Raw genomic sequence first — 13340 nt, 5'->3', positions numbered from 1 at the left:
TGATGGCCCTCATGTGCCCAGCACTACCGGTGGCAGCTCAATCCGTGAGCCACCACACCATGTCCGCGAACGGCATCGACTGGATCTCGGCGGCGGAAAATCCGGTTTCCGCCGCCAGACGTTTCGCCGCCGACTTGATCACGCTGGGGTTAAAGCCCGTCGTCGTTGTCCATGCGAAAATAGCCGGCCTGTAAGCGGTTAAAATCCACCAGCTTCAGCCCCTCCAGATCCCCAACCGACGCGCCGGACAACGCAGCAAACAACACCAGCTCGCGCTGCTCATCATCGCCACCCACCTCACGGTTGGCCGCTCGCACGTCGCCCACGGTCGGTGAACGCAAGACCAACTTGTCGACGGTCACGCCGTTGATTTCGCTCGGGCACGACAGCGTTACCAGCACCTGATCGGTGGTCAGCGACAGCCATGCCGGCATCGAGTCCGAATAATCGGTTTTCGGTACCAGGTGCGAATACGCCGTTTGCACGCGGCGATAATCCGTCAGCTTGAGGCCTTCCAGATCCTTCAGTCCGACTTCGGCGAGACCGGCAAACAGCATCAGTTCGCGCTGTTCATCATCGCCGTTGGCAGCACGATCAGCCGCGCGCACTTCACGCACGGTCGGGTTGCGCAGGTTCAACGTCTCGACGTCGATGCTGTTGGCTTTGGTTGGCCGGGTCAGCGTCACGACCGCGCCGTGCGCGCTGAGCGACAGCCAGGCCGGCAGGTTTTGAGCGATTGCTTGAGTCATCTGGATCTATTCCTTACAGGCCGAGCGCGTTGCGCACTTCGAGCAGTTGGTCTTTGCCGTCGATCACCTGAATGCCGGCGACCATGTCGATTTCGTACATCAGGCGCCCGTCGATTTCGAGCTTGTAGTACGTGACCGCAACGGCGTGTTTGATCTCGGCAGCATCACCCGCCTTCCAGTCACCGAGATCGACCTCTTTGAGGCGACCGCGCAGGGTGGCAACGACCGCTGTCACCGCGCCCTTCTGGCCCTTGAAGGCACCACGGAACGTGGCGTTGAACGCGGTGCCGTCAGCCAGGCCGAAGTATTTGAGCGACTCGCGGCGCACGCCCTTGGTGACAAACGAGGCTTCCATTTTCTCCAACCCCTGATCCATCTCGATGGGGCCGGCCATGCCGCCCCCACGATATTCGTCAGTCTTGGTGGTCAGCTTGGGCAGCGTCAGGCTCGGCACGTCGCCGGAGAAGTTCACGCCGTCGACGAACAGGTTGGTGTTGTACAAAGTCTGAGGAATCATTGGTTACGCCCCCTTAGGCTGCTTCAATCACTTCGGTCATCCACTGATCGGTGACTTCGAAAAGGAAATTCGGGTTTTCTGCCGGCGGCACGTCGGTGAAACGGATGCGCCAATACACCTTGCCCTGGGCGATCTGGCTGGCCGTGTTCAGTTCGGTGTCGGGGAACACTTCAAAATTGATGATCGCGCCCTGGGCTTTCAGGTCGGCCATGAACGCGTTGAGACCGTTGGTGACATCGGTCACGTAGGTTTTGGTGATCGAGCGGTCGACCGCCCATTTGTGCCCGGCCTGCACCGCGTCCATGAGGATGAACAGCGTGCGAACGCGGGTAACAAACGCCCACTTCGGATCGCTCGACAACGTGCGGTTGCCCCACAGGCGGTAACCGTCATCGCGAATGATCGTGGTGATATTGGCGTTGTTGAGCAGGTTGGCCCGACAGGTTTCGTCGCCGTCCAGGTACTCGACCGCGCGGCCGGTACCGGTGATGCCGGTCAACTCCTTGTTCGACGGCGAGGCCCAGAACCCGTATTCAGCATCCGTCCAGGCGAACAGGCCCGCCGCCCAAGCTGAACCCGGCGCGTCGACGGTCTTGCTGGTGATGGTGTCCCAATACTTAACGCCCGGGTCGACCATGAACAGGTTGCGACTGCCGAAGTTATCGGCGTAGGCCATGGCGGCCTCGTCGGTGGTGCCAGGGCCGTCGATGATGCCGATTGCCCGCAGTTTCTGCGCCAAGCTATCGAGCGCTGTGGCGACCGCTTGAGTCGCGGTATGACCCGGTGCAATCAACAATCGCGGCTGCGCATTGAACAGGCTTTTACCGTCGAGCAGCGCCTGCAAACCGGTGCGCTGACCCGAGGCCAGAACGCCGCCGATGATCGCTGAGGTCTGCAGGGCGGCATCTTCCAGCTTGGGCACACCAATGGCGACGATCACCGCCTTGGCTTTGACGTAAATCGCCTGACAGGCCTTGGTGATCGCCGAATCAGCGCCGAAGGCGGCAATGGCTTCGCGCTCCGTGGTGATCAACTTCAGCTCGCCTGCCTTGGCCGTACCACCGCCCAGAACGCCAGGTTTGAAGGTGTCGCACAGACCAATGATCGAGGACGACGGCAGCGAGATGGTGCGCGCGCCAGTGTCGACCGACGTGGTCGTGACGCCGTGAAAAAAAGTCATAAGGCTCGTTCTCCAGAAACGAAAAAGCCCCGCATAAGCGAGGCTGTGAGGGTGTTCGTGTTACGCGTAACGGAAAAGAAAACGCCCCGTCAGTGCGGGGCGTCTATTGCAGCTCTGCCGGATCAGGCGGCAAGGAATCCGGCCAACCTTGCGACAGCATTTCGTCGTGATACTCGCCGGCCTCGATCGCGCGCAACAGCGCAAACTCGCGGTCAAAGCAGGCTTGAACGTGCGCCCGGACGGTCTTGGCAATCGTGATGATTTGCGCCGCGCCGATTTCGACAAAACCGTCTGCCGTCTTGAAGTTGCAGCGGTAGTCAGGATCGAGGACGGCGGACAATCCCGTACTGGCGATCAGCGCCTGGCTGTCGCGAGTTGTCTCGATGGCCAGTCCCTCGACCACGACGCCCGTACCCTCTCGGCGGAAGCGTTCGGCGGCGACCACTTCGGCGAGCGGCAGGGGGGCGACCGCCAAACCCGGCGCCGAGAACTGCCAAGCGCCGTCAACCTCTACCGCCTTCCAACCCGCCGCCGGCATCGGCTCGATGCCGTCAACACACACCCACACCATGGAAGGGTGATACAGCGCCGTGATATCGCCGTCAGTCTCGATCAGCTCAAACACCTGCTCGCCGTAGACCCGCGCATAAATACTCATGCCCACTCCTCAACATCGATCCAACCATCAGCACCGTGACCGCCGCGCAAATGCGCAGGGTATGAAGGAAGCGCAACGGCACCGCCGCCACCCGACCCCGGGTTGACCGCATCAGCACCCTGCGAACTGGTTGAGATTGAATTACCCCCCGGCCCCATTTCACTCGGGCCGCCCTCGCCAGATACGACAAAGTCAGTTTTTGGCCCAATGACGCCACCACCACCCTTGCCCTGCCCATTTTTCACAGTCGCGCCGACCGCCGGTTGTGAATTCGGGGTCTGGCCGAGGTACAGCGGCGGCGCCACGTTCGCCGACAACCCACCACCGATACCGCCCGGCGCGGTGACATGTGACCCGAACGAAGTGGCCCCGCCGTTGTTACCCGGACCAACCAGCACACCGGTGCCACCCTTGCCGATCGTGGCCATCACACCGTCGAAACCGCTGGTGATCCACGTATCAAATGGCGCCCCCGCACCGCCGCCGCAGCCGGCGGAAACCTGACCCGCCGCGGTTGATGCTGCACCACCGCCAGCAGCGCCTGCCCCCTGCCCCCTCACTCGAATTTTGATGGTTCCAGGCGTCGACCAGTAAATCTGAGTCGCCCGAATTCGACGCAGGCCGAGAAAACGCCCGGTCGCCTTGCGCACCTCATCGGCCAAAACACCGACGTCAATCACGCCTTGGTTAACCGGCGCACTCCAAGCCTTAATACACCACATCACCGCGACGTTACGCGGACGGGTTACGCCACCGGCAGACGGGAACGGGCTATAACTCACATTCGCCGAGGTGAAAGTGATCCCGACGCCCGGATAATCCGATTCGCGATATAAGTCCGCCTGCGCCTCGACTGGAGAACCTCGCACAACGTCGACCGATTGCCCGCCCGTATAGTTACTGTCGAACACGGCAAGCGTACCGAGCTGGGCGCTGCCAATCGCGCGACCCACATCGTAGCCACGACCGTGATCCCAGCCGCGCAGGAATTCAGCGCGCAGATCCGGCAAGCGGAAATTGCCGCCGCCCTCGTTACCCTTGTTGAAGGCCGTCCCGAGGAAAGCCGACAGATCCGGGTAAGCGGCGACACTCTTAACGCTGCCGTCCAGCTCCAGAAACCCGGCCGGCTGCTTGTCGACCGGGAACGACACAATGGCGCCAACCGGCATGGCCGTGGCCTTGGCAATCAGCGCGTCGACCTGTGCCGACGTATAGCTGTCGGTGATGCCCATGCCGGCGAGCGTTTCGGGGTTGTCTCCCGACACTACGATCCCACGGTCGTTAGTCTTGACCCGCGTCCACTGGCCCGGCGTTTTGTTCTTCGGCAGTACCTCCAGGATCGCCGCGTCGACGTAGGACCGCGTGGCCAGCACCACGGCTGGGTCAATCTTGAGCTGAATGTTGCCAGTGCTGGTGACGATGAAGTTCATCCGCACGATTTGCGTACGGCCCGAGCCTTGCGACAGCAACGGCTTGAAGCTGGGCGCGCAGTTGGCCACCGCCACCAGATCGCCGTCAGCATCGTAGAGGCCGATTTCGCGGATCCACTTACCGCCCTCGTCGGCCGGGATGATCTGCTCAGCGATGATCACCGCCGGGTTTTTTGGGTCGACCAGCAATTGATTCAGCGGCTGACGGCGCCACTCGTTGAGCAGTTCGGTTTGCCCGGCCGAGGGCACCGGGTTGGGCGGATCGGCCAGCCCGTTCGGGTTGGCATCCCCTACGCCCATTTGCGTGATCAGCCAGGGAATGCCGAGCGCGTCGGCGTTCGCCTGCTTGGCCATCCCCACATTCGTAAGGATCGCGAAAAACTGCGAATTCGCATCAATCATAATAAACGTCCAGGGTGTCTATGGTGTGTTCGCGGCCGACCACGCCGAAGCTGCCAGTCACCTCAATGTCACGCATGACGGGCGGGTAAACGTCGATTTCGTCGCCTTCGTAGACGGACACAGCGATATTCAAATTGCCTTGAGTTTCCAGGCTGATCGCCAGCCCGGTCAGATGCCGGGTGACGGGTTTGGCGTCGTCAATCAGGCGCTCAAGCTCCTGATACATTTCTTCGGTGATGCCGGTATCGAGCACCCCGACCTTCAGCGCGAAAGTGCCCGGCACGCCCTCGGGCACGGTCTTGAACCACTCGACAATCTCGATCAGATAGCCCAGCGGCTCGACCACGCGGCGCAGCGCACCGATCGTGCCCTTGTGCTTGTGGATATAGAACGACGCCCTGATGGCCGCGCGCTTGGTCGCCTCAGACCATCGGTAATCCCAGCGATCGACCGACCACGCCCATGCCAGGTGCGGCAGTAAATGCACCGGGCAGGTATCAGCGTTGTAGAGGTCGCGCAGAGGGACAATCGTCTTTTCGAAAAACGCGGCCTCCATGGCCCGTTCCAGTTGCGTGCTGTTGAGCGGCAGTAGACTTTTCATATCAGCCCGCCAGCCTCACGTTGTAGCGTGTACAGAACGCCGCTTGCGCCTTGGTCGGGGCCAGGTCCTGCCATCCGACCAACTCAACCCGGGCAACGCCGGCAACGTGCAGCTGGGCGTCAACAGCGGAGCGAGCGACCTCGACGCCCAGCCGCTTGCGTGGATTGATCCAGGCTGCCAAGCGGCTTTTCGCCTCGGCCAAACTGGCATCCGCTTCCGGGCCAGCGCTGGCCATGTGCAAAATGGCGTCAATCTCGTAGCGGATCACCTGCGCACTCTGCACGGTCACCCGATCACCGACCGGCCGAACGTCATCGTCATTCAACGCAGCAGCCACCGTCGCCAGCAGCTCAGGCGGCGCTTCGCCTTCCCCGTCTAGCCCCAGCACCGTGACCGTGACGTAACAGGGCGCCGGGCTTTCGGCCGTGGCATCTGCCACCAGCCCAGAGGCGTTACGTGCATGCAGGATGTAGCTGTTACGCGGGCCGGCCGTGGTCAAGCCTTCATAGGCCAACTGGATGCGCTCGCGAAACGGGTCGTCGTCTTCCATGACCTTGGGCACCGGCGGCACCGCCAGCAGATCCTCGGCCTGAATGACCAGACGCTGCAGATTGACGTTGGCCCCCAAGTGATCGAGGTCACCGCGAATGGCATGCGCCAGCAACAGCGCCTTGCCGGCGTCATTGACTCGGGCGCGGTTGCCGACCTTGTTGTAAGCCCCGACCTCGAGCACTTTGACCACTGGATCGCTTTCCAGCGCGGCCGTCCAGTTACCACCCATGTACCCGCGAAACACGCTCAGCCCGTCCTGATAAACCTCCTCGAAGTCCAGAGGCTCCAGCACGGTCGGCGCTGGCAACGACGACAGATCTACGGTACTCATGCGGCCACCTCCAACGTGACGCTGTCGCCCAGGTACTTCCCGCCGATTTGCAAATTGTTTTGCCCGCCAATGACGGAAATGACGCGCACCTGATCCAACTTCAAACGCGGCTCCCAGCGCCCGAGCGCGCGGGCGACCTCAGCCTGTACGGCGCTTTTCCAGCCTTCGTTGATGGGCAAATCGACAAACCGCCGCAGCTTGCTGCCGTATTCCATACGGTGCCTGCGACTGCCCAGCGGCGTGCTCAAGATGTCGGCAATGGATTGGCGCAGGTGCTCGATGCCGGATATGGGTAGGCCGGTCTGGCGATCCATTCCGATCATCGATGTCACTCCTTGAACGGCTCGTATTCTTCGCTGGCTTTCAGGAACTTGACCGCTTCGAGGTCGGAGGCCGGCACCACGACCGTCGCCTTGTCGACCGGATAGGAACGGTCAGTGCCGGGCACGATCAACAGTCGCGACGTGTAGAACTTGTCGCGGAATTTCAGGAGTTCGGGCGATGAAAACGGTGAGGATGCAATTGCCGGTTCCGAGGGGGCTTGCACCTCGGCGACGGTTGTATCGATCTTGGCCATGTATTTCTCCAGGCATGAAAAAGCCCGCACTGGGCGGGCTGTGGTGAATGAATTAATGCGTGTGGTGATTGCTGTTGCCGGTGGCATCAATGATCGCGCCGGCGCTGGTGATGCCCTTGGTAACGTGTAGCGCACCGTCAATCATCACCGCCGCTTTCAGATTGATGTTGCCGGTGGTCACGTTCACCGCGCTATCGGTTACGACCGCTTCGGTGCTGGCCACTTTGATGGTGACCGTACCGCTCGGCAGGGTGATGGTGTAGCTCTTGGCCTGCCAGTCGTAGATCAGCGCGCCGCCATCATCGAAGCGCCACACCTCGACATGGTCGCGGTTGTCCGGCGGCGGTCCGGCATTGCCATACAGGCCCGGGACAAACGTGCCTTGCGACACGTCGCCGCTGGGACTGATCAAGCTGCCCTGCTCGCCCAAGGAAGGTGCGCGCCAATGCCTGGCCTTACCCGCTGCGATGCTGTGCCACCGCACCCAGGCGCTAACCCATTCACTGCCGTCCGACACGCGACATACCGGCGGCGAAGCGGACAGATCCACCGCGACCACGTAGCAAGCCTTCACCGCCCCCGCGATCATGCGGTCATGCTGGGCGCTTGCGTAACTCACGGCAGATCCTCGGGCCTGAATGGCCCATCACCCGGATCAACGTCCAGCATCAACGTACCCGGCGGTTCGTCCAACCACGGCCATTCCTCAACGCCGAGATAAACCTGCTGAGTCCACTCCACCAGCCACACCGTGTATCCATCCAGATGCGGCTGGGTCCAGTCCTGCAGCGATTGCACAAACTCGGCGGGTTCAACTGCCAACCCCCACGTCTGCGCTCGCAGCAGCACCGCCAACTGCGTCGCTAACTGCACGGCCTGCTGCTGATGATTCGGCTTGATCGGGTCGACGATGATGCGCGCCTCGAACTTGCACACCAGCGAGGTTTCGCCGGTGCCGATATCGGTACCCGGCTCGATCTCGGCCACTTCCAGAAACACTGCGGGCAGCAACACGCGATCCTTAATGTCTGGCCAGGCTGTGACGGCTTGCACGCCAGCCAAGTGGGTACGCAGATGCTGTTCTACCGCCCGATAAAGCTGATCAAGGCTAAAAGGTTCCTCAGACATTGCCGATCCTCTTGAGGTATTTCTGCAGCTCAAAGTTGAGTTCCTGCTTGAGGATCTCCAGCAGGCGCTCATCCGCTTTTTTTACCCAGCTTTCGAAGTGCGGCCGGGCTTGCTCCAGCGATACCTTGGCCTTGGCCAACGGGAAACGACTACCGTTTTCGGCGACCCAGCCCGAACTCGGCCCGCGACCGGGGGAGACCGTGCTGTCAGGGTAGTCATCCGCGTTGAAATGCTTGCTGGCCGTGCGGATCCAGATGTCGGGCTTGTTGCCGTAGACCTTCTTGAGGAAAGCCCCTTGGTAACGCCGGCCCGCCACTGACACGCCGGTGCCGGTCTGCCGCGCCCGGCCGATCCGGCTGGACTCGATGGCATTCAAACCGAACCACAGTTTGCCGCTCGCGGCAGCGCCGGAAACCGGATAGCTGCGCAACCGCTGACGCACCGCTGCAACGGCGATGCGCTCTGACCGGCTGACCGCTCGTGCGATATGCGTGCGCAACCAGCCCAACGTTTTGTTGATCGCGCGCCGATGCGCCGCCGCAGCCGCTTTCGGCACCACCTTGGCAAAGTCCTGGAACGCCTGAAAGTCTGCGGCCGAAGACTGGATAGAGATCATCCCGCCCCCCGCCGAGGGTTTGAAATAGCTGCCAACACTCATGGCCGCAACCTCAGAATCAGGGCGACCAGTCCGTCGCCGCTCGGTTCGAGCTGGATCAAGTCGTAGTCACCGCCGCCATCTAGGGCAGGCAGGTCAACACTGACCAGCATGCCCTGCTCCAGACCTTGCGAATCGCTGACGCGGATCTCGAAGCGAGGCTCACGCAACCCGGTGTTGAGCTTGCCGAACTTGGGTTGCAGCCAGGGCGCGGCAAACATGCCGAACACCGGCTCTGCGCGACCCTCGATCCGCGCGGTATCGCCCAGCGTTTCGAACACCACCGCGTCGACCTCGGCGATCAGATCGCGAAAACCCACGGTCAGAGCTCCAGCAGGATCTGGGCCCGCGGTCGGGTGCACAGATGCAGCGGGTTGGACTGGGCTTCGCCAGCCATGCCTTTGTTGAAGGGCAGTGGCTCGATCATGCTGTAGTACGGAATGCCTTGGGTGTTGACCGTTTCCATGTAGTCGGCCGGCGCGAACACCGAGATGTACAGATCCGGCACGCCTTCAGGCACCAGCAGTGCCTTGTCGTCGTGGACGAAAGACACACCGGCGACCTTGCCACGATAGCGCTCCCAGATGATGCCGCCGAACTCGAAGCTTTCGCGCGCATCACCACGCAAGGCCGCCGCTTGCTGACTGTTGAGGTAGGTTTCTTTGACCGACTTGTGAACGATCAGCTTGTTCCAGAAGTTCTTGCCGCAGAAGGCGCGAGAACCGGTGCTGGTCACGCTGCCGAGCGCGTCTTCCTGCATGTCCAGCGCTTCACCGCACTTGACCCGCAGTTCCGTGCCCGCATCAGCCAGCCCCATGGACAACTTTTGGCGCTCCACACCGAAGCGATCATAGAGATCAAGCAGCACGGTTTTGCCATCGGCGTCGAGGATCTGGCCATTCAGTGCCCCCATACGCTGGAATTCGTGCGTGGCGTCCAACTGTCGCCGCGCCTTGGCCAGCCGCGCATTGACCACATCCTGCACTGCCTGAAGCTCAGTGCGAGTACCGAAGGCACGGATGCCTTGGATCTCGTCGGCCTTGATGGTGAAGCGCTCAGGCAGGTGGACGGTGTTGAACGGGATCAGGTTGCGCTTGCTCGCAGCAACCACCAGGCCAGAACCACCGCGCTCACCGGCCGGCACCAGTGCCAGGGTGTCGCCGTCCTTTTCAATCTGCACGGTCAGGGTGGTGATGCCTTCCTCGCGGAACAGGCCCAGAGCGCTGATGCGCCCTGGCAGGTACGGTTGATCATTGAGTGCAGCGGTGAGCGAAGTAACGGTAAACGCTTCGTCGTCAAAAATGGCGATATCGGCCATGGGTACTCTCCAGAAACGAAAAATCCCGCACGCGGCGGGATGCATACAAAAGAAGGATCGCCTTAGCGAACGATCACGAAATGAGTGGCGAGTGCTTTCTCGGCGGCCAGATCCAGACCGGTCAAATGCGCTTCGCTGACTTCGGCCAACCGCACCACGGCGCGACCGCGACGCACCACATCGGATTCGCCCAACGGGCCGTAGAGAATGGCGACCGCGTTTTCAGTGCCGTCCTCAGCAGTCGGTTCGTACGGTGCGAATTCGCCGGTGGCGGTCACCAGCCCGAGAATTTGGCCCGGCCACAATGCTGGACCCGCCGCGACATTGATCGCTTCGCGCGAGATCGTGCCGGCGCCCTCGGACAGCAGGAATTCGCCTGCGTGCATCGGTTCCTGTTTGATGGTCATGCTCGTGCTCCTTTCGCGCCGTGCGCGGTTCCAGTTTGAGCCGCTTGGCGAGCAGCCCAAATCGAGTTGGGGTCAGGTTGTTTGGCCAGCGCCTTGGGCGCTGGGTCATCCGCCAGCGGCAGACTGTTATCGATTTCGAAGCCTTTGCCGCTGGTGACAATCTTGTCGAACAGACGCGCCCGAACCGCCGCCACATCCAGACCGGCCGCGACATACTCGGCGCTGAATTCCGGCAGACGCGCGGCGACGCAGAGGTCGTTCACCGCCTTGGCGCGTGCCAGGCCGGCGAGAACGATTTCCTCGCTTTCGAGCTGGGTGGAGTTGAGCAGCGGCTCGACCAGGTTGCTGATGCCCGCCGCCGCGCAGCGCTGAGTGATCATCAGTGCCAACTTGGCCGAGTCCACTACAGGCGGCGCCAGTGGCGGATCGATAGGTTCGAGTTCGGGTTCCGATTCAGGCGGCTCATCGAGCTGGGCCAGTAATTCAGGCGGCGCGTTCTGGAACCGTTGCAGCACCGCGCCTTGACCGAGACAAGCTTTGACTTTGACGCCGTCGCCCACCTCATCAGCCAGGCCCAAAGCCACCGCTTCGTTGGCGGTCAGCCAGGTCTCAGCCGCCACCAAACGCCGCAGCTCCACCTCATCAATTTCGGGGGCTTTGGCCTTGTACGCGGCAATGATCGCTTCCATGGTCTGGTCGAGAACGTCGGCGACTTTGCGGAAGTCTTCAGCGTCACCGGCGGCGTAGGTCCAGGGGTTGTGAATCATCAACATCGCGTTGGAAGCGATTACCACCCGGTGCGCACCGCACACGGCGACACTGGCCGCACTGGCGGCCAGTGCATCGATTCGCCCGGTGCAGCGCTCGCCCAGACGCGACAGCGCATTGTGCATGGCCAGTCCGTCGAACAGGTCGCCACCGATACTGTTGAACGCGGCCACCACCGGAGACACACCATCATCCATGGCGCGCAGATCCTGCACGAACTGATTGGCTGTGATGCCCCACGCGCCGATCTCGCCATAGACGAAAACTTCGATCACTCGCTCGGTGGCTTCTCCGCTGGCCTGCAGGGCGTACCAGGTCCTGTCCTGAACCTCGACGCGCTTGCCCGCGCGGTTGTAAATGCGCGGTCGCGCTTGTTTGCTCATGGTTGCTCCTTGTCGTCGGTGTCTTCGACGGCATCAAGGGTGTTGTAGTTGAGGCCCAGTTTTGTGGCCCGTGCCAAATCGGCGGCGTTTTCCAGATCGACCGTTTCGGCGTCGTAGCCGGTGCGCAGGACCATCTCGCTGCGGGAAGAAAACCCGGCCTGTACTTCCATCCGGCGTGCCTGCACGTCCTGCACTGGCTGGATGTAGGCCCAGCCTTGCGGAACCCAGCGAGTGCGCAGGTACTGGCGGCGTTTCTGTGCGTAATCGTCCAACACGAGAACGCCAGATAGCACCGCCATGTCCATCCACGCCGCCCGTACAGGACGGCAAAGTTGATGGACGTACACGCTGAATTGCAGTTGTTCCAGACGGCGTCGAAATTCGTTGAGCACCACCCGAAGAGCCCGGTCGTTGATACCGCGCATGTCGCCGGTGAGGATCTCGTAAGGCGTACCCGACCCCGCTGCAGCAGCCATCAACTGCTGACGCATGAAGTCCGGATAGTTGTTGCCGGCGTCTGGCGGTTTGGAGAACTCAACCTCCTCGCCTGCCCCCAGTTCCTGCATGGTGCCGGGTTCGAGCGCGACCATCGGGGTGAAGCCATCGCGATCCAGATCGAGCGGCTGACCGGTCACCGGATCTCTGGGAAGAGGCCCCGAGTCCGGCGCTGGACGCTTGATGAAACCGGCAAAGAGGTTGGCCACTTCCTGCCGGAACAGCACCGCGTCGTCGTAATTGTCGAGACTTCGCAGGCGCTTGAGCACCGGCGACAATCGCGGCACGCCGCGCAACTGGCCTGGCTCCACCGGTTCGAAGATGTGCAGCACCTGGGCCGCCGGCACGCGGACCAACTGGTTGTAACCGGCGTTCAGCGAGGCCGCATCGCGCGGATGCGACAGGTACATCCAGTACGCCGCCCGCTTGCCACCGGGAGTGAACTCGATACCGGCGCGGATGACGTTGCCGTTTTTGGTGCTCTCGAATTTGTCGTGCGGCACGAATTCCGGTGCCAGGATTTGCAGCTGCAGCGGTACCGCCAAACCGTCATCCAGACTGCGAGGACGCAAGCGAACAAAGCATTCACCCGATGTTTCCACCGTGCGCGCCACCAGCGCCTGCTGACCGTAGAAGTCGGTGCGATCATCCGCATCCGACTCATCGACCCAATCCCCCCACAGCTCCTGCAGCAGTTTGCGCAACGCATCATCGTCGGTCGTAGGCCGAGGGGTGATGCCCGTGCCGATCAGGTTACTCACGCGCTTGTCGATGACATTGAAGGCATATGGGTCATTGCGAACCGCCGCCCGCGAGCGCGACCGCAGGTTGCGCAGTGCCGGGGTGTTGATGCTGTTGATCCCGTTGTCGGGAGCGTCCCAGCCAGTGGAACGGCGCCCTTCCCCAGCGCCTTCGTAGCTGGCCTTGATGTTGGACGGCAGGACAAATCCGTTACGGGTCAATGTTGGAAACTGTCGGGCCATCAGACCCCCTTCCCTGCATGGTAAAGCCGGACCACGCGCGAGCGTGGCCCGGCAGCGCTGGCAAGCGAAGAGCGTATTTCTTCGCGCGCCTTGAGCAGTTCATCGACAGTGCGGTATTCCACGGTGCGGTCGGTGTAGCGCACAGTTTTCTCACCGCGAGCAATGGCCGCCTCAACCGCGTCGAGGTGCTTTTTCGTAAAGGACAT

At 61.9% G+C, this 13340-nt stretch carries 18 protein-coding genes; all 18 read right to left on the bottom strand.

From position 1 onward, the window contains the following. Window positions 1-149: 149 nt before the first annotated feature. Window positions 150-749: a phage tail assembly protein gene (locus AEQ63_RS29170; RefSeq protein WP_082367941.1), complete on the bottom strand. Its 600-nt coding sequence runs from the start codon at window positions 747-749 to the stop codon at window positions 150-152. A gap of 13 nt (window positions 750-762) precedes the next feature. After that, a complete protein-coding gene (locus AEQ63_RS20775; protein WP_064364595.1) occupies window positions 763-1266 on the bottom strand; it encodes a phage major tail tube protein in 504 nt (167 codons plus the stop codon). A 13-nt stretch (window positions 1267-1279) separates the two neighbouring features. After that, window positions 1280-2446 carry a phage tail sheath subtilisin-like domain-containing protein gene (locus AEQ63_RS20770; protein ID WP_064364594.1) on the bottom strand — a complete coding sequence of 389 codons (1167 nt, stop codon included), beginning with the start codon at window positions 2444-2446 and terminating at the stop codon, window positions 1280-1282. Window positions 2447-2549: 103 nt separating this feature from the next. Then, window positions 2550-3104 (bottom strand): DUF4376 domain-containing protein, encoded by a 555-nt coding sequence (locus AEQ63_RS20765; protein ID WP_236705278.1) that lies wholly within the window; start codon window positions 3102-3104, stop codon window positions 2550-2552. After that, complete coding sequence (locus AEQ63_RS28685) at window positions 3101-4936, bottom strand: phage tail protein (RefSeq protein ID WP_161806096.1); 1836 nt, start codon at window positions 4934-4936, stop codon at window positions 3101-3103. The genes AEQ63_RS20765 and AEQ63_RS28685 overlap by 4 nt, the downstream gene beginning before the upstream one ends. Further along, window positions 4929-5537 (bottom strand): phage tail protein I, encoded by a 609-nt coding sequence (locus AEQ63_RS20755; RefSeq protein WP_064364593.1) that lies wholly within the window; start codon window positions 5535-5537, stop codon window positions 4929-4931. Before AEQ63_RS20755 ends, AEQ63_RS28685 begins: the two co-directional genes overlap by 8 nt. 1 nt (window position 5538) lies before the next feature. Further along, a complete protein-coding gene (locus AEQ63_RS20750) occupies window positions 5539-6420 on the bottom strand; it encodes a baseplate assembly protein (protein ID WP_064364592.1) in 882 nt (293 codons plus the stop codon). Beyond that, the gene (locus AEQ63_RS20745; protein WP_064364591.1) at window positions 6417-6743 is read right to left on the bottom strand and encodes a GPW/gp25 family protein; all 327 of its coding nucleotides are present in this window, start codon (window positions 6741-6743) and stop codon (window positions 6417-6419) included. Before AEQ63_RS20745 ends, AEQ63_RS20750 begins: the two co-directional genes overlap by 4 nt. A 5-nt stretch (window positions 6744-6748) precedes the next feature. After that, window positions 6749-6997: a hypothetical protein gene (locus tag AEQ63_RS20740; RefSeq protein WP_064364590.1), complete on the bottom strand. Its 249-nt coding sequence runs from the start codon at window positions 6995-6997 to the stop codon at window positions 6749-6751. 52 nt (window positions 6998-7049) lie between these two features. Continuing rightward, window positions 7050-7616 (bottom strand): phage baseplate assembly protein V, encoded by a 567-nt coding sequence (locus AEQ63_RS20735; RefSeq protein WP_064364589.1) that lies wholly within the window; start codon window positions 7614-7616, stop codon window positions 7050-7052. Further along, entirely contained in the window at window positions 7613-8125 is a 513-nt protein-coding gene (locus tag AEQ63_RS20730; RefSeq protein WP_064364588.1) for a hypothetical protein, read from the bottom strand. Before AEQ63_RS20730 ends, AEQ63_RS20735 begins: the two co-directional genes overlap by 4 nt. Then, a complete protein-coding gene (locus AEQ63_RS20725; protein WP_064364587.1) occupies window positions 8118-8783 on the bottom strand; it encodes a hypothetical protein in 666 nt (221 codons plus the stop codon). Before AEQ63_RS20725 ends, AEQ63_RS20730 begins: the two co-directional genes overlap by 8 nt. Beyond that, window positions 8780-9100: a head-tail joining protein gene (locus AEQ63_RS20720; protein WP_064364586.1), complete on the bottom strand. Its 321-nt coding sequence runs from the start codon at window positions 9098-9100 to the stop codon at window positions 8780-8782. The genes AEQ63_RS20725 and AEQ63_RS20720 overlap by 4 nt, the downstream gene beginning before the upstream one ends. A gap of 2 nt (window positions 9101-9102) precedes the next feature. Further along, complete coding sequence (locus AEQ63_RS20715; RefSeq protein WP_064364585.1) at window positions 9103-10098, bottom strand: major capsid protein; 996 nt, start codon at window positions 10096-10098, stop codon at window positions 9103-9105. Window positions 10099-10160: 62 nt separating this feature from the next. Next, the gene (locus AEQ63_RS20710) at window positions 10161-10505 is read right to left on the bottom strand and encodes a head decoration protein (RefSeq protein WP_064364584.1); all 345 of its coding nucleotides are present in this window, start codon (window positions 10503-10505) and stop codon (window positions 10161-10163) included. Continuing rightward, complete coding sequence (locus AEQ63_RS20705; protein WP_064364583.1) at window positions 10502-11656, bottom strand: head maturation protease, ClpP-related; 1155 nt, start codon at window positions 11654-11656, stop codon at window positions 10502-10504. Before AEQ63_RS20705 ends, AEQ63_RS20710 begins: the two co-directional genes overlap by 4 nt. Beyond that, window positions 11653-13134: a phage portal protein gene (locus AEQ63_RS20700; protein ID WP_064364582.1), complete on the bottom strand. Its 1482-nt coding sequence runs from the start codon at window positions 13132-13134 to the stop codon at window positions 11653-11655. The genes AEQ63_RS20705 and AEQ63_RS20700 overlap by 4 nt, the downstream gene beginning before the upstream one ends. Then, a complete protein-coding gene (locus AEQ63_RS20695) occupies window positions 13134-13340 on the bottom strand; it encodes a phage head-tail joining protein (RefSeq protein WP_008087653.1) in 207 nt (68 codons plus the stop codon). Before AEQ63_RS20695 ends, AEQ63_RS20700 begins: the two co-directional genes overlap by 1 nt.

This window comes from Pseudomonas sp. RIT-PI-o (assembly GCF_001297215.1).
Lineage (GTDB): Bacteria > Pseudomonadota > Gammaproteobacteria > Pseudomonadales > Pseudomonadaceae > Aquipseudomonas > Aquipseudomonas moraviensis_A.
Note: the sequence above shows the minus strand (reverse complement) of the source record. Positions and strands in the feature narration are given on the sequence as shown.